This window comes from Rhizobium sp. 1399 (assembly GCF_031455475.1).
In the GTDB taxonomy this organism is placed as follows: Bacteria; Pseudomonadota; Alphaproteobacteria; order Rhizobiales; family Rhizobiaceae; genus Rhizobium.
Genome location: NZ_JAVDSU010000009.1, coordinates 106,481 through 121,269, shown reverse-complemented (window position 1 = coordinate 121,269; position 14,789 = coordinate 106,481). Strand labels below are relative to the sequence as shown.

17 protein-coding genes are annotated in these 14,789 nt (G+C 59.1%); 9 read left to right on the top strand and 8 right to left on the bottom strand.

All coding sequences use genetic code 11. The features are described from left to right. From J2X71_RS25435 to J2X71_RS25425, 3 genes are all read right to left on the bottom strand, one after another. Window positions 1-669 carry an amino acid ABC transporter permease gene (locus tag J2X71_RS25435; RefSeq protein WP_310386416.1) on the bottom strand — a complete coding sequence of 223 codons (669 nt, stop codon included), beginning with the start codon at window positions 667-669 and terminating at the stop codon, window positions 1-3. Further along, window positions 666-1,118 (bottom strand): type II 3-dehydroquinate dehydratase, encoded by a 453-nt coding sequence (gene aroQ, locus J2X71_RS25430; RefSeq protein WP_310386414.1) that lies wholly within the window; start codon window positions 1,116-1,118, stop codon window positions 666-668. The genes J2X71_RS25435 and aroQ overlap by 4 nt, the downstream gene beginning before the upstream one ends. A 112-nt stretch (window positions 1,119-1,230) precedes the next feature. Beyond that, a complete protein-coding gene (locus J2X71_RS25425) occupies window positions 1,231-2,061 on the bottom strand; it encodes a transporter substrate-binding domain-containing protein (RefSeq protein ID WP_113324685.1) in 831 nt (276 codons plus the stop codon). Window positions 2,062-2,295: 234 nt separating this feature from the next. Here J2X71_RS25425 and J2X71_RS25420 point away from each other — a divergent pair, with 234 nt between their 5' ends. Beyond that, window positions 2,296-4,185, top strand: a complete 1,890-nt coding sequence (locus J2X71_RS25420; RefSeq protein ID WP_310386411.1) for a TIM barrel protein — start codon at window positions 2,296-2,298, stop codon at window positions 4,183-4,185. Window positions 4,186-4,200: 15 nt separating this feature from the next. Here J2X71_RS25420 and J2X71_RS25415 read toward each other — a convergent pair whose 3' ends face one another. Then, window positions 4,201-4,893, bottom strand: a complete 693-nt coding sequence (locus J2X71_RS25415; RefSeq protein ID WP_310386409.1) for a GntR family transcriptional regulator — start codon at window positions 4,891-4,893, stop codon at window positions 4,201-4,203. A gap of 7 nt (window positions 4,894-4,900) precedes the next feature. Continuing rightward, window positions 4,901-5,593, bottom strand: a complete 693-nt coding sequence (locus tag J2X71_RS25410; protein ID WP_113324683.1) for a GntR family transcriptional regulator — start codon at window positions 5,591-5,593, stop codon at window positions 4,901-4,903. Window positions 5,594-5,845: 252 nt separating this feature from the next. Between J2X71_RS25410 and J2X71_RS25405 the strand changes: the two genes are divergently transcribed. The 3 genes from J2X71_RS25405 (at window position 5,846) to J2X71_RS25395 (ending at window position 7,281) form a co-directional block, all read left to right on the top strand. After that, window positions 5,846-6,109, top strand: coding sequence for a KTSC domain-containing protein (locus J2X71_RS25405; protein ID WP_113324682.1), 264 nt, complete (start codon window positions 5,846-5,848; stop codon window positions 6,107-6,109). A 109-nt stretch (window positions 6,110-6,218) separates the two neighbouring features. Beyond that, window positions 6,219-6,725 carry a hypothetical protein gene (locus tag J2X71_RS25400; RefSeq protein ID WP_310386406.1) on the top strand — a complete coding sequence of 169 codons (507 nt, stop codon included), beginning with the start codon at window positions 6,219-6,221 and terminating at the stop codon, window positions 6,723-6,725. 151 nt (window positions 6,726-6,876) lie between these two features. Further along, window positions 6,877-7,281, top strand: a complete 405-nt coding sequence (locus J2X71_RS25395; RefSeq protein WP_310386404.1) for a hypothetical protein — start codon at window positions 6,877-6,879, stop codon at window positions 7,279-7,281. A gap of 65 nt (window positions 7,282-7,346) precedes the next feature. On the opposite strand, the gene J2X71_RS25390 is transcribed toward J2X71_RS25395, so the two are convergent. Further along, entirely contained in the window at window positions 7,347-7,553 is a 207-nt protein-coding gene (locus tag J2X71_RS25390) for a hypothetical protein (protein WP_310386402.1), read from the bottom strand. Between the two features lie 371 nt (window positions 7,554-7,924). On the opposite strand from J2X71_RS25390, the gene J2X71_RS25385 reads away from it, so the two are divergent. The 4 genes from J2X71_RS25385 (at window position 7,925) to J2X71_RS25370 (ending at window position 11,066) form a co-directional block, all read left to right on the top strand. Then, window positions 7,925-8,218, top strand: a complete 294-nt coding sequence (locus J2X71_RS25385) for a hypothetical protein (protein ID WP_310386400.1) — start codon at window positions 7,925-7,927, stop codon at window positions 8,216-8,218. Window positions 8,219-8,744: 526 nt separating this feature from the next. Further along, window positions 8,745-10,217: a calcium-binding protein gene (locus J2X71_RS25380; RefSeq protein ID WP_310386398.1), complete on the top strand. Its 1,473-nt coding sequence runs from the start codon at window positions 8,745-8,747 to the stop codon at window positions 10,215-10,217. 153 nt (window positions 10,218-10,370) lie between these two features. Next, window positions 10,371-10,634: a DUF982 domain-containing protein gene (locus J2X71_RS25375; protein ID WP_037107432.1), complete on the top strand. Its 264-nt coding sequence runs from the start codon at window positions 10,371-10,373 to the stop codon at window positions 10,632-10,634. 210 nt (window positions 10,635-10,844) lie between these two features. Beyond that, complete coding sequence (locus tag J2X71_RS25370; protein WP_007823043.1) at window positions 10,845-11,066, top strand: hypothetical protein; 222 nt, start codon at window positions 10,845-10,847, stop codon at window positions 11,064-11,066. Window positions 11,067-11,758: 692 nt separating this feature from the next. Here J2X71_RS25370 and J2X71_RS25365 read toward each other — a convergent pair. After that, complete coding sequence (locus tag J2X71_RS25365) at window positions 11,759-12,091, bottom strand: hypothetical protein (RefSeq protein WP_310386395.1); 333 nt, start codon at window positions 12,089-12,091, stop codon at window positions 11,759-11,761. A 257-nt stretch (window positions 12,092-12,348) separates the two neighbouring features. On the opposite strand from J2X71_RS25365, the gene J2X71_RS25360 reads away from it, so the two are divergent. Further along, window positions 12,349-12,678: a hypothetical protein gene (locus tag J2X71_RS25360; RefSeq protein WP_310386393.1), complete on the top strand. Its 330-nt coding sequence runs from the start codon at window positions 12,349-12,351 to the stop codon at window positions 12,676-12,678. Window positions 12,679-13,118: 440 nt separating this feature from the next. On the opposite strand, the gene J2X71_RS25355 is transcribed toward J2X71_RS25360, so the two are convergent. Next, window positions 13,119-14,768, bottom strand: a complete 1,650-nt coding sequence (locus J2X71_RS25355) for an SGNH/GDSL hydrolase family protein (protein WP_310386391.1) — start codon at window positions 14,766-14,768, stop codon at window positions 13,119-13,121. Between the last annotated feature and the right edge of the window lie 21 nt (window positions 14,769-14,789).

The following is a 14,789-nucleotide window of genomic DNA, read 5'->3' as shown; positions in this document are numbered from 1 at the left end:
TCACTTGACCGGATAGGTGAAATAACGGGCCGAGAAGAGCGCGAAGAGGCGCATCATCAGCCAGGAAATGATGAGGTAGAACACCGTCACGGTGAAATAGACCTCGAAGCTGCGGAAACTGTCGGATTCGATGCGCTGGGCGACCGAGGTCAGCTCGTAGGCCGAGATGGCCGAGCAGATGCTGGTCGACAGCGTCAGAAGCACGAACTGGCTGGTCAGCGAGGGGTAGATCGCCCTCAGCGCCGGCTTCAGGATGATCAGTCGGAAGACCTGCACCTTGTGGAGGCCGAGTGCCAGACCGGCCTCCATCTGGCCGCTCGGGATGGATTGCACACCGCCCCTGATGATCTCGATCGCATAGGCGCCGCCATTGATGCCGAGCGCGATGATGGCCGTCGGTGTCGGGTCGAGGCGGATGCCGATCAGCGGCAAAGCGAAGAAGAGAAAGAAGATCTGCACCAGGAAGGGCGTGTTGCGGATGAGCTCGACAAAGCCGATCACCAGCCAGCGCAGCGCCTTGATATGGGAATCCCGCAGCGCCACGCCGCCGATGCCGATGACGATTGCCAGGGCCATGCCGCAAAGCGCCAGAAGAAAGGTGCCGAGACAGCCGAGCAGCAGGCTCGGCAGGCCATCGATGACGGGCGTGAAATCCAGTTGATAATTCATGCTGCTTTTGCCGCTCCGACCATATCCGCCATCGCCTCGATCGCCAGCTCATAACCGCGGGCGCCGAAGCCGATCATGATGGCGGTGGCGACGCGCGAGACGAGGGATTTGTGATAGATCTCCTCGCGGGCGTGGACATTGGAAATATGCAGCTCGATCTTCGGCGCATCGAAGGTTTTCAGCGCATCGAGCAGTGCGATCGAGGTGAAACTGTAGCCGGCGGGATTGATGATGATGCCGCAGGCGGCCTTGCGGGCCTGATGCACGCTTTCCACCAGCTCGCCCTCGAAATTGGTCTGGCGGAAGTCGACGGAAAAACCGAGGCTTTCGGCCTTTGCGAGACACATCTGCCTGATATCGGCAAGGGTGGTCGAGCCGTAGATGGCGGGCTCGCGCTCGCCGAGCAGGTTCAGGTTCGGTCCATTGAGGACGAAGATGGTTCTGGTCATGTCGCGCACCTCAAACGGGGCAGGGCCTTATGCCGTGGTTGGGGCATGGCTGTTGCGTTGACGGGCATTGGCATGCCCGCCCTTATTGCTGTCATGAAAGAGAGCGGATCGCTCAGTTTACGGCGAAGGGGATGCCCTCAAGCTTTTCCGGGAATTCCGGAACCGGAACCTTCATCCACTTGTCGTAGATCTTCTTCAGCTCGCCATTAGCCTTGATCTTGTCGATGAACGTATTGATCGAGGCGTTGATTTCCTTTTCGCCCAGACGCGTGCAGGCGCCGTTGTAGAGCTTCTGGAATTCAAGCTTGTTTTCGAACTCGCCAGGGCGGGCCTTTTCGACGCGGTCCATGTAGAAGATGTTGCCACCGAGCGCCTGCACCTGGCCGGAAGCCAGCGCCTGCACGCTTGCTGCATCGCCATCGAAACGGCGGATCGTGGCGGTGGACGGCGCATTCTTCGTTACCTGCGTATCCTGCGCGGCACCCTTGGCGACACCGATCGTCAGGTTCGCCATATCCTCATTGGTCTTGATCGAGGTGGACTTGGCGCCGATCAGCACGATGGCATTGGCGACATAGGGCTTGGAAAACTGCACGGCCTTGGCGCGATCCGGCAGCATGGCCATGGTGGCGAAGAGCACGTCGACACGGCCGGTGGTCAGCGCCGGAATGCGGTTGTTCACTTCCAGCGGCACGAATTCGACTTCGACGCCGAGCTCCTTGGCATAGAGCGTGGCGATATCGGCATCCAGGCCATCCTGCTTGCCGGCGCTGGTCACGAAGCCCCATGGCGGATTGTCGCCCTGGATGCCGACGATCAGCTTGCCGCGGGCCTTGATTTCTTCCGGGGTGACGGCGGCGGCCGGGTTTGCAAGCCCGATGGCGGCCACGAGAGCGGCGGCACCCAGCATGGCGCCACGCCGCGTCAGCAACGATTTCAGCATTGGAATCTCCTCCTTTTTGGCGGCCGTCAAAAACGGCCTCACAGTCATCCTCTCCCGACTGTTCACATCATGTTTGCCAGAGGGGCGCTCATAAATCAACATAGTTTTTGAAAATCATATGAGACTTTTGATTTGATCAATTGAATTGCAATCCTAACGACGTTTGCCATAATGCCATGAGGAGGGTCGCTGGTTTCAGCCATCGCGCCCGATAACGAGGAGGATTTGCGAGCCATGAAGACCTCGATTGCGACGGTGACGCTCTCAGGCGAATTGCCGGAAAAACTCGAAGCGATTGCGCGCGCCGGCTTCGACGGCGTGGAGATTTTCGAAAACGACTTCCTGGCCTTTGACGGCAGCCCCGCCGATGTCGGCCGCATGGCGCGCGACCTCGGCCTTGTCATCACGCTCTTCCAGCCCTTCCGCGATTTCGAGGGCATGCCGGAGGGGTTGCGCAGCCGCACCTTCGACCGCGCCGAGCGCAAGTTCGACATCATGCAGGAGCTCGGCACGGACATGGTGCTCGTCTGCTCCAATGTCTCGCAGGCAGCCCTTGGCGGCATAGACCGGGCAGCGGCCGATTTCCACGAGCTGGGAGAACGAGCGGCCAAGCGCGGGCTGAAGGTGGGTTACGAGGCACTCGCCTGGGGCCGCTATGTCAACGACCACCGCGATGCCTGGGAGATCGTGCGCCGTGCCGATCACGAGAATGTCGGGCTGATCCTCGACAGTTTCCACTCGCTGTCGCGCAAGATCGACATCACGTCCATCCGCTCGATCCCCAAGGAAAAGATCTTCATCGTGCAGCTTGCCGATGCACCGCTGATCGATATGGACCTGCTCTACTGGTCCAGGCATTTCCGCAACATGCCGGGCGAGGGCGATCTGCCGGTGACGGAATTTACCGAGGCCGTGGCCTCCACCGGCTATGACGGCTTCTTCTCGCTGGAGATCTTCAACGACCAGTTCCGCGGCGGCTCGACGCGGGCGATCGCTGCCGATGGCCACCGTTCGCTGATCTATCTGGCCGACCAGATCCGCCGCAAGGTGGAGACGCCAGTCGGCATCGATATGCCCCCGCGCGCGGCCGTCAAAGGCGTCGGCTTCATCGAATTCGCCACCGATGATGAGGAAGCGGTGGAGCTGGTCGGCATTCTGGAAGCGCTCGGCTTCCGCAAGACCGCGGTGCATCGCTCCAAGAAGGTGACGCTCTTCCAGCAGGGCACTATCCGCATCCTCATCAATGTCGATCCCGAAGGTTTTGCCAATGCCGCCTATGCCGTGCACGGCACATTCGCCTATGCGGTGGCGCTTATCGTCGAGGATGCGGCGGAGGCCTATGCCCGCGCGCTGGCGCTCGATGCCGAACCCTTCACCCAGGCCGTCATTGAAGGCGAGCTGCAGCTGCCGGCGATCCGCGGTGTCGGCGGCGGGCTGATCTATCTCATCGACGAGAAAAGCCCGCTCGGCCGCTTCTCCGAGATCGATTTCGAACCGGCGGAACAGGCGGGCGAGGCCGAAGATGCTGGCTTGCTGCAGGTCGATCACATCGCCCAGACCGTCGCCTATGACGAGATGCTGACCTGGCTGCTCTTCTACACCTCGATCTTCGAGACCCGCAAAACCCCCATGGTCGATATCATCGATCCCGCTGGCGTGGTGCGCAGCCAGGTGATCGAAAACGAGGCGGGGACACTCCGCATCACCATGAACGGTGCGGAAAACCGCCGCACGCTCGCCGGCCATTTCATCGCCGAAAAATTCGGCTCCGGCATCCAGCATCTGGCGTTTTCGACCAAGGATATCTTCGCTACCGCCGCAGCCTTACGCGCCAAAGGCTTCAAGCCACTGCCGATCTCGCCGAACTATTACGACGATGTGGAGGCCCGCTTCGGACTGGAGCCGGAGCTGACCGAACGCCTGAAGGCGGAAAACATCCTCTATGACCGCGATGGAGAGGGCGAATATTTCCAGCTCTATAGCGGGACTTACGGGGAGGGCTTCTTCTTCGAGGTGGTGGAGCGCCGCGCCTATCGCGGATACGGGGCGCCGAACGCGATCTTCCGGATTGCGGCGCTGAAGAAGCAGATGCGGCCGGAGGGGATTCCAAGGGATGCGGGGTGAACCCCGCCGCAGCCCTCAGCTAATCCGCCCACTCTTCAACACATGCTCTACACCGCTCTGCACATGCCTGCGGATCACGCCCCTTGCACCTTCGACATCGCGCTTCAGCGCCAACTCGAACAGCAGCTTGTGATCATCCACCACAGCCTGCCCGCGAAAGCTCTGCGCCAGCATGTGATACCTCAGAAACCGGTCGAAGACCGAGGACAGCGTCGCCATCAGCGTCGCGGAATTGCAGGCGGAAACGATCGCCTGATGGAATTCCCAATCATAGCGCACCCAGTCGACAGTGCGAGAGGCGTCCCCCGCCAGAAGCTTCCGCTCGGCCGCCACCAGCTTGTGGTGGGCGGCGACGATGCGGCCTTCCCATTCCAGGTTTCCGGCGGCAAAGGAAAGACCGATCGCGTGGGTTTCGAGCACGGTCCTGAGATCGGCAAGCTCCTCCAGCTCCTTGACTGATGCCGGGCTTACCTCGAAGCCGCGCTGTCCCTCGGCAAGCACGAGATTTTCCATCGCAAGACGGCTCAGGATCTCGCGCAGCGAGGATACGCTGATCGAATAGTGTTCTTTCGCCTGTTCGAGCTTGATCTTGGCGCCGGGGGCGAGTGCCCCGGATATGATATCCTGACGGATCTGCCGGAAGACGACATCGCTGATCGTCTCGGAGGCTTCGCTCGCCATCTTCGGCATGGGTTTTTCGCTGCGCATCAGGCCGTCATCCCCTGGCCTGCGCGGGCAGGGAGGACAACAGCCCCCTGCCGAGCGCATGTTCGACGCCCGCCTGAATATGGCGCTGAAGGATTTCCTTGGCGGTCTTGCTGTCGCGCTTGAGGGCGGTCTCCAGAAGCTGCCGATGCTCCTCTTCCGCCACGCTGCCGCGATAGGAAAGCGCCACCATCTGATAGCGCAGATATTTGTCGAAGACGGCCGAATGCGTTTCCATCAAAAGCCGCGAGCCGCAGGCGGCAATCAGCGCCTGGTGAAACTCCCAGTCATAGCGCTTCCAGTCCTCGGCTTGGGCTGTATCGCCCGTCGCCATGACCTTTTCCATGCGCGCCAGCTTGTAATGGGCGGAGACCAGCTGCGCCTCCCATTCCACATCCCCCTGTTCGAAGGATTGTTCCAGCGCATGTTCCTCGAGCAGCAGCCGGAGCGCGGCGATCTCCCGGAGATCGGCGACGGAAACGCCGGCAACCTCAAACCCCCGCTGACCTTCGGCCACGACGAGGCCTTCCGAGGTCAGCCGGTTGAGGATCTCGCGCAGCGTGCTGACGCTCGTGCCATAGGCGCCTTTGAGATTTTCCAGCTTCAGCTTCTGCCCCGGCGAAAGCCGCCCGAAGATGATATCCGCGCGAATCTGCCTGTAGCCACTCTCGGCGACGGACTCCTCGATATCTTCCTGCCGCATGCTTGTCTCCGAGATTTTGCGTTTTCTCCTATATAGCTGGAGAAGTCGGGTGCATTCAATGGAAAACGGATTTTGGGTTAAGGAGCGGGTGAGGCGAATTGCTGCAGGGCGGCAATCTGCCTGGGTTCTGCGCCTTTTAGAGCGGCATTCACGTAAGGCAAGGTTTATGAGGTAATGTGTCCCGAAACATTACAAAGGCTTGACTATTATCCCAACCGGGGTTCCATTGTGCGACGCAGCATAGGAGCAACGATGGAACTTTCGTCAAAACTCGTGAAATCCGTTGCCTACGACCCGTCGACCGGGGTCCTCGACATCGAGATTCGCCTCAAGGGCCACCGCAGATATTTCAACGTGCCACTGGTCGTGTATGAAAACCTGGTCACGGCTACGTCCCCCGGCTGGTATTACACGCGCCATATCCGCGATGCCTATCCGCGCTCGGCCGAAGGTGCCGAAGGACGCGCGAAACAGGTGCTTCGCATGGTCACCGGCAAGCGCGGTCAATTGTCCTGATCGTGCCTGCAAGACATTGAGATGATGCAGGCCGGATCGTCCGGTCCGGCCTGCGGGCTCCTGTTATCAGGGGCTTGCGCGCTGCGGCGAATCCGGCGAGCATCCTGTTATGCCGACCCTCAAACAGCTCTCCATCGCCCTTGGCCTCCTGACCAGCGACCATGCCGCCGTTCCCGACGAGGACGGATGGAAGAACTATGTCTGGCGCGTTCACGCTGCGCAGGAATGCCTCTCCGTCGAGAATGGATATTGCAAACTCGTCGAGGACAAATGGGATTGGAAGCGGCCGCAATATTACAGCTTCGCCTTCCGCACCGACCCGAAGACGAACTCTGTCACCTCGCGAATCACGCTCAGGAACGAAGACCCAGATGATGACGACCAGGTCTGCGTCGTCGCAGGCTTCCTCAATGCGGCCGGCGAGGAGGTGGGCATTTTCTTCGTCAACTGGCGCGCGCTTCCCGGACGCTCCTATACGCGCGAGGCGCCGATCTGGCTGACCACCGATGTCCGCGATATCGTCACCGTGGCCGTCGGCACGAAGCAATGCGATGTGAAGGCGATGGCGGATGCAGAGAATTTTTACAGGATCCGGCTCGAGCTGAAGCAGCGCTGACGATGCGGGGCAGGTGTGCCGGACGGGGGATGGTGTGACCTATAATTTCAGATTTTCTCTATTCGCCGCAATTCTTGCGATCGCTTCTGCGGGCCTTGCTTCCGCTGACTCGGCAGCAGCGGAGGAGATGCCGACCTCCTGGAAGAAATCCATGACGAACGATCCGGCGACGAATCACTACGTCGCCCAGGCCATGAAGCCGCTCGACAACCCGGATGCCCAGACATTGCGGGTCGTGAAGCTCGCCAGTTCGCTCGCCACTCTCTGCAGCGGTGTATCGCTCAACAAGAAGGCGCTCTACGCCTATATGAACGAAACCCGCTTCGCCGAGATCAAGGGCAAGGCCTATAACGAGGCGGCTTTCCTTGCCGACAGCACCTTCCGCTATTTCGACTACCGCGCGCTTGCCCATCTCTGCGCGGGAAGCGCCTATCTCTTCGGCCCGAACGGCCATCTTGCGCCAGGGTTGCTCAAGGCCGGAAAGGGCAAGCCGAAGATGAGCTACGATCCCGACAATCCCTTCATTACCCTGCCGCCGCTGGCGCGCAGATCCTGAGAGACGGCGCGAGCTGAAGCAGCGCTGACAGCGGTGGGCGAGGGGTGGCCACAGTTTTGGCAATTCTATTGAAAGTCGCCGCCTGGTTGCGGGGGCGGAAGCGTGTAGCCGGGATTGCCGATCCTGCCGCCTTTTTTGACGCCGATCGTTCCTGTCGAACGCGGGTCCGCCGGCTCACGGTGGAATGACGAGGCGATCATGAAAATCCCGAGCGCAAGCGCAATGAGCGGCGGCGCAACGAAGATGATCAAGAGGTAATGCTGTGGCTTCATCGCGTATCGTAGCAGGTGAGCTCTTCACCCGAGCAGCGCTTTCTTCGGTCGGTTGCAATCCGCAAGCTCCAGTGGATTTTCCTGCTGCCCGCTCTCACTTGCCCGCTGCCGATGCTGCAAACTCAGCAGGAGACGAACCTGGATCTTTCTTCCATCTCCTACCCCGGCTTTCCGTCAAAAGATATAACGACTGTCACATCCCGGTTGCAAACCGGTGGCGGGTGGCATTGCGGCTAAATAATTGTTCGCAACTAACTATTATGGGCAATTTGTCAAGATCAGCGTCATGCATGACTATGTAGCCGGCCTGGCTATCGCCTAAAGCGAGCAATAGTCTTTCACATCAGGAACAATTCTATTCGGATGTCACAATGACCTGGACTTCCTTTGAGTGTCACAAGGTGCGGAAGGTGAAGTACAATGAGAGCGACCGCACCCTTGAGATCCAATACGCCGATGGCGGCAGCGCCCAGGCAAGCGGCATCACGATATCCCGGTACGTACAACTGATGTCCACGCGACCCGAAGACCGGGACATCTTTTTCCAGAATATCATCGAGCCATATATCGTCGCGCGCAGGAAGCCTCCCCCGTCTCCAGTCACGATCCTGAAGTTCGTCGCCGCGGCGCTGTTGCTGGCGGCGTTATTGTGGCTTCTTTTCTAATTTATCGACCACATCATAATCACGGCCAAACTGTGCCGCGCATAGGTGTGCCGCGGTATTACTGGCTGCGCTGAGCAGGGCGGTAGGACTTGTCGCGGGCTTGAGCTGAAACAGCGGCGGTGATGATCGGAATTTGCGTCTTTCGAGCGCAACATTGCTGTATTTCGGCTCTGCGGGAAGGTACTGCCCATGTGGAGATGCCTGATACCGCTTTGATATATTTGCGATATCTAAAATATTACCGCGCCGCAACATCGTCAATTAATAGTTAACTTGTGCTTTGACTTCTGGTTGTGGCCGTGAAAGAAATCCCCCGCACGCAGAATTTTTAGGGGGTTTTATGGGAACGCTTGTCCTTACTTATAGCAATATCAATAACTCCTATCTGGGCCAGTTTATTGACGGCACGACGTTTACTGGCGGATCAACCGATCTAATGATGTCGATCGGATCTTTTGACACGTCTCTGGGCGTTGTTCTCGGGTCGCAATCCTCGTCAATTCCATATTTCTCCGGCAATGGCGCAATGACCAGCGCCTATGCTTACGGCAACGTTTCCGATTCACCGCTAAATGCGAATGTGGCTGCTCAGACGCTCTTCCTGTACGGAGGCAATGGTGATGATCACGTTGAGGCAATTACGTCGGCGTTCGCCTCCATCGCGACGGGTGCAGGCAACGACTACATTTCCGCCGTCGGCTCCTTTGGTTCCGTCTCCATAAATGGCGGCGCCGGCGCCGACATAATGATCGGAGGATCCGAGTACGACACCTATATGGTCGATGATGTTGGCGATCAGGTAATCGACCTCGGCGGCAACTTTGGTTCTCACGATAGCGTTAGCACAACACTCCTGACCTACACTCTCGGGGCGAACATTGAGGACCTCGACCTGCTGGTGGGGGACGCATCGGGTTATGGCAACGAACTCGACAACAACCTCACCGGAAGCGATGGTAATAACATCCTCAACGGCTTTGCGGGCAATAACACGCTTGAGGGCAGAGAAGGCAACGACAGGTTCCTCGTTACAAGCGACCAGTCGCGCAACGCAATCTTCGGCGGCACCGGCGACGATACGCTGGTCTACAAGCAGGGCTTGGGCGGCGGAGAGCTTCCCTGGGCAATCGACCACGGCCAGTCAGCCAATTTCGACGGTGAAGACGGCAACGACTCTGCGGCGCTGGACTTCTCGCTCGCCCAGCAGGTTACCGCAACCGTGAATGGCGCTAAGGTCGTCTACGATATCCTTGGTGCTGACGGCTACCACTCGAAGGTCTCGCTGACCTCGGTGGAGCGCGTGACGATCACCGGTTCGGCCGCTGCTGACACATTCTACGGCACCTCGGGCAAGGACTGGATCGACGGCGGCGCCGGCGCCGATACGATCCATGGCTCTGCAGGTGACGATGGCTACGTCTTCGACAATACCGGCGACCGCGTGGTTGACGAAGCGGCAGGCGGCGGCACGGATACGATCTGGGCGACCGTCAGCGTCAACCTCAACGACAATGCCTTTGTCGAAAACCTGCGCATGAACGGCGCGGCAAACATCAACGGCATCGGCAATGGTCTCGCCAACATGATCACCGGCAATGCCGGCAACAACGTCATCGCCGGCGGCTCAGGCAATGACAGCCTCTATGGCAAGGGCGGGGCGGATACGTTCCATTTCAATGAGATGGGTGCCGCCAACAAGGACTCGATCTGGGATTTCGATGCCAACGACAAGATCTCGCTCGGCGCTGCCTTCACTGGCCTCGATCTCGATAATAACGGCGTGGTGGATGCCGCATCCTTCGAGATCGTCAACAAGTGGGGTGCTGTCGGGACGAAGGCCGGTCCGGAGCTGATCTACAATGCCGCTTCCGGCATTCTCTCCTATGACGCCGATGGCGCCGGCACGGCCCATGCCGCGCAGGACATCGCTTTCGTCGGCGTCAACAAGGCGTTCTTCGACCATAGCGACATCCTGATCAACAGCTCTCTCCTGGTCTGAGAAGCGCCAGTGATCGCATCTGAAACGGCCGGCTTTCGCCGGCCGTTTTTTGTCATTCAGCCAGTCGTCCAACGGCAATTGCCAAACCGCAGCGTGCAGCGGCATGACTTTTGCAAGGTTACCGATATGTTAGTTCGTCGGGAACCAAGCGTAATGAAATGGGACACTTCTGCATCGTTCGATCCGGTCATCCTTGTCTTCAAGGACGAGAACAGACGTTTGATTGTCCGGACGGTCGGGGAAGCTGCCAACGCGCTGATGAGGGAATGGCCATCCGACGATGGCGAGGAGTTCCTGTCTGCCGTGAAAGCCTGCCTGGACGTGATGACCGGTAAAGCCGGAGCCGACGAGCTCAGAGCGGCCATCATCCGGGCCGCAGACGAAGCTGGTGTTACAGCGCTTACCGTTCTTCATTGACCCTGAAGGAACGCTCCGACGATTGACGAGCAGCGGCGATGAGGGTAGTGGACCCGCCGCCATGCTCAGCACTGACGAGGTGGTGATGGGGAGGCCCGGTCAGCACGAGGGGCCGGGCCTCTGCCTGCCCGCAGATTCTGGCGAAACGCGCTTGAAAATCCGCCATCCGAAATTATCTCGAATCCCGATTTCCAATGATGGAGGGATCGAATGATTGAACGTCACATAAGCGGGCGCGATCAACCGATGACGTCGGAAGACCTCGCCATTTGCCAGCGCGTGCTGGATGCCGTGCAGGCGGAATTTCAGCTTGCCAGGGATGATGAGGAGACGGCGCGCATCGCCGCAATTACCATCGAACTGTTCCGCGAGGGCGTGCACAATTTCGACCAGTTGAAGGTTTTGGTCTCTGCCGCCAGAGGCAAGGTCTGATCGGAACTTTTAGATATCGGGTCAGTTAAGGTCGCATGGACCACGCGGCGGATGCACGTCCGCTTGACCCTTCAATAGCCTCGGCCGCGCTGTCTGACCTTTCCTCAAAAAAACTTGCCCGCTTCGGCGGGCCTCTTTTTGCGATTTCTCCGTCGCCGCTTTTATTTGTCAGAGGGACGTCGTTTTCAAAAACGGTCCCGATTAAACGCACAAGGGCGTCGAAATCAGAGCAAAGGTATCGTTACAGAGAGGACAGCAACGAGCGATGCGACGAGAACGGATGTCTCGATCATGAATACGACTATCTGCCTTGTAGACATTTCAGGAAAAAGCGATTTCATGATTTCACCTCAGTTAAAATATTATTCTATCATCTGCTACAGTATCATCAAATTACACGAATAGTTTTTTATTTTCGTATTTTCTAAAGTTTTCGCGTCTCGCGGTTCGCCACGTCGAATCTCACTCGCACTATCGGTTCGGATGTGCGGTCGTGCAGGAGGGTCGGGCGCGGCGTGTGGGACTTTAGTCCGATTGAAGACCGCGATCTGCCCGCTAATTTCTGTTCGGCTGATGCCTCCAGAGTCAGCACGAAAAGGGTGTCTCTTTCCTGACCCCGAGCACCCTTTTCAACTCTTTCTCCTGGGAAGTTCGCCAACAGCCTTTGGCGGGCTTCGTTTTGGGGTGGCGGGTCAGGCCGCCAGTTCCGAGACAGCTCTCGGACTGCCGATCTTGCGGATGATCGGCGCCCCGATTTTAGCGACCCCGGTGCCGCATGTGTTGCAGAGGTGTCTTGGGATCAGCAGGTTGTCGAGGCGGATGTTCGTCATCGTCAGCCCAGGCGGAAGCCAGAGTTTCGAGCCGCGGATATGGAAGGTATGGGACCTTAGTCCGATGGCAGAACGCACGCATTGCGCTAATTTCTTTACTGCTGGCGCCTTCAGAGTCGGCAAGAAAAGGGTGTCTTTCCCTGACCGGGAGGCACCCATTTTCAATGGACCGCAGAACCAGATGCCTTCATCCACCGTCGGCCTCTCGCTAGCCTGTACTGCATTCGATACTACCTGCCGCGCCTCCGTGATCTTCGACGGAGGGATCAATCAAACTTAGCGTCATCCTACTGGATAGAGGCGTCCCACTTATGAGGTTGGGGCTGGTGGTATTTAACCTTACCGGTTGACCTTGATCTGATTTTCTCTCGGCCTTGTTGCATTGCGCGATTTACGTGCAATTTCCAGCCTGATACCGCTCCCTTCGGGTTGAGCTTCCGGGGTCGGGTGGAATGGGCATCGAGCAGCTGTTTGAAGAAACGCAGCAGGTTTACGACATAGACGAGTTGATACAGACCGTTGCTGTGAACAAAGGCAACGTTTCCGGTATCGTCAGCTCAAAGGACAAGGTCGTCAAAGAAGCGATTTCGCCTCGGGGCGTAGACGCCCGGGAAGGCGATGGTTGGTCCATGAGAGATGAGATCCATCCGACACCACGTTCCCGCCTGAAGGCGGGCCTGCAGCCGAGCATTCGCCGGCCCTCTGCCGCACCCGTTGCATTGCGCGTGGCAACGGCTTTCATTGCGAGGCTCTTCGGCAAGAAGGTCCTCGCTAGCAGATGAGGGTAGCGGATGCTGCAACCGATCGCGTGATGTCGGTGGAACGGGTGTTTCTGGCCTTAGCTACTCGCCGCTTGAGCGATGCGCTGGCCGGAGGCATCGAATTAGTCGGCGTCGGACTTTGGTCCGATTGCAGACTGCGGTCTGTCCGCTAATTTCTTTCCTGCTGGCGCCTTCAGAGTCGGCAAGAAAAGGGTGTCTTTCCCTGACCGGGAGGCACCCTTTTCCACGCGGGGTCGCCACATCAGACCTTGGTCCCTGTTTTCCGTAGTAACTGCTGTCATATTTCACTCCCACCTAGGGGGAGAATGAATGAGCCATGTTCTGGTGGATCTTGTACGCCTACTTGTCCTTGCAGGCCTTCATTTTAGCAGGGATATTGCTCTTGTTGCTGAGGGACAAACTGAAGGCATCCAGGACACCCGCTTCAGATACGGCGGGGGTCAGGTCGCCAGCTTCCATGCGGCCTGAGGATCAGCAGCAAGCTTACGAATGATCGGCGCCCCGATCTTTGCGACCCCCGTGCCGCCGGTATTGCAGAGGTGCCGCAGGATCAGCAGGTTATCGAGCCGGATGTTCGTCATCGTCAGCCCGGTCGGAAGCCAGAGTTTCGAGCCGCAGATGAGCGAGCGGTTGCGCCCGCCAATGTAGTTACCCGTCGTCCAGCCGCCGCTGGTGGCCGTCACCGTGTTGCCGATCTGGACGGGGCCGCGGATGGAGCTGTCGAGGTAGTCCCAGCCCGCCCAGTCGTTCAGCTCGACCGGGATCTGGATTTCGAGCCAGTCGCCGGCGACGAGGCCGAGCGTTGCCAGGCTGAGATTGGCGGGCAGGCCGTAGGTCACGGTATGGACGGCGAGCGCGTCGTTGACGGGCGTGATCGTGATCACTTGTTTCTCGTTTCCGGCCGCCACCACTTCCTTGCTGCCGACATAGGTCGAGGTGCCGGTTCCGCGAACCAGGCGCATGCCGGTGGCGACATCGCCGGTGACGTTTGTCTTGGTGCCGGTGATCCCCGGCGTGCCCTTGGGCGGGAAGATGTTATAGGCGGCGAGCGGGTCGAGCGAGCGCGTTTCCCCGGCCGAAACCATGCCCTGCAGGATCGGCAGGAGGATGTCTGATCGTTTTGCCATCAGGTCGGGCTTGGGGTGAAGTCCATCGACAAACATGGCAGGCGAGATGCCGGAGGCGGGGCCATCGAGCGCAAGCGTGTTGCAGAGCATGACGCCTTCGCGGCCCGCCTGCGCCATGATCCACGCATTGACGCCGTCAAGGATGCCGGGCCATGCCGGATCGTCGGTGCCGGGCTGATCGTCGAGCGTGTTGGTCCAGCTCAGTGTCTGCAGGATGACGTAAATGCCGGCATCGACGATGCGCTGCACCTGGGTGTCGAGGTCCGCAACGATCTGCGCAAGCGTCCTGCTTCGGACGATATCGTTATAGCCGATGTCGATATAGACGATGTCCGGCTTCTGGCCGAGAGCGTAGGCGGTGCGGGCCAGCGTGCCGGGGAATTGCGCTTCCAGGCCGGGAACCGGGAAAAGGCAATCGCCTGATTTTCCGCCCATGGCGCCCGAGAAGGCCGCAAAGGAACTCGGCGTGAAGAACGGATGGTTGAGTTCGGCGAAAATGTCGAGGTTGAAGCGGCCATCGGCTGCCTTGATCCATGAGAGGACGGTGCGGCCATTCTCATAGAAACCGGTATGGCCATTCGTCGCCGTCTGTCCTGCGGTATAGGTCTGCGCGGCACCGAGGCCGATGAAGCTGTGGCCGAGGCCCATGATCTTTGCGCCTGTCGCCAGAGGCAGGGCGGGAAGCGGCACCACGATATCTGCGCCCTTCACGGGAACGACCGGCGCGTTGCCGTAGAGGCTGCGCCCGTCTGATATCCTGACGGCGCCGAGCACGGGCAGGTCGTTATAAACAGTCGCGCCATCGCTGATGATATCGATGCCGAGGACGGGCTTGTTATCGGTAAACAGCGTGGAACTGCCCACATCGCGGATGCCGATGACAGGGCGGTTGTTGAACATGCGCGTGCCGTCGGAAACGATGACGACGCCCTGGACGCGCTGCATATTATAGAGTTTCGCCATTGGCGCCTTGCCTTCGCTCGG

Coding starts and splice junctions, on each gene's coding strand:
- J2X71_RS25435 (WP_310386416.1), bottom strand. CDS start 669: ATGAATTATCAACTGGATTTCACGCCCGTCATCGATGGCCTGCCGAGC.
- aroQ (WP_310386414.1), bottom strand. CDS start 1,118: ATGACCAGAACCATCTTCGTCCTCAATGGACCGAACCTGAACCTGCTC.
- J2X71_RS25425 (WP_113324685.1), bottom strand. CDS start 2,061: ATGCTGAAATCGTTGCTGACGCGGCGTGGCGCCATGCTGGGTGCCGCC.
- J2X71_RS25420 (WP_310386411.1), top strand. CDS start 2,296: ATGAAGACCTCGATTGCGACGGTGACGCTCTCAGGCGAATTGCCGGAA.
- J2X71_RS25415 (WP_310386409.1), bottom strand. CDS start 4,893: ATGCGCAGCGAAAAACCCATGCCGAAGATGGCGAGCGAAGCCTCCGAG.
- J2X71_RS25410 (WP_113324683.1), bottom strand. CDS start 5,593: ATGCGGCAGGAAGATATCGAGGAGTCCGTCGCCGAGAGTGGCTACAGG.
- J2X71_RS25405 (WP_113324682.1), top strand. CDS start 5,846: ATGGAACTTTCGTCAAAACTCGTGAAATCCGTTGCCTACGACCCGTCG.
- J2X71_RS25400 (WP_310386406.1), top strand. CDS start 6,219: ATGCCGACCCTCAAACAGCTCTCCATCGCCCTTGGCCTCCTGACCAGC.
- J2X71_RS25395 (WP_310386404.1), top strand. CDS start 6,877: ATGACGAACGATCCGGCGACGAATCACTACGTCGCCCAGGCCATGAAG.
- J2X71_RS25390 (WP_310386402.1), bottom strand. CDS start 7,553: ATGAAGCCACAGCATTACCTCTTGATCATCTTCGTTGCGCCGCCGCTC.
- J2X71_RS25385 (WP_310386400.1), top strand. CDS start 7,925: ATGACCTGGACTTCCTTTGAGTGTCACAAGGTGCGGAAGGTGAAGTAC.
- J2X71_RS25380 (WP_310386398.1), top strand. CDS start 8,745: ATGACCAGCGCCTATGCTTACGGCAACGTTTCCGATTCACCGCTAAAT.
- J2X71_RS25375 (WP_037107432.1), top strand. CDS start 10,371: ATGAAATGGGACACTTCTGCATCGTTCGATCCGGTCATCCTTGTCTTC.
- J2X71_RS25370 (WP_007823043.1), top strand. CDS start 10,845: ATGATTGAACGTCACATAAGCGGGCGCGATCAACCGATGACGTCGGAA.
- J2X71_RS25360 (WP_310386393.1), top strand. CDS start 12,349: ATGGGCATCGAGCAGCTGTTTGAAGAAACGCAGCAGGTTTACGACATA.
- J2X71_RS25355 (WP_310386391.1), bottom strand. CDS start 14,768: ATGGCGAAACTCTATAATATGCAGCGCGTCCAGGGCGTCGTCATCGTT.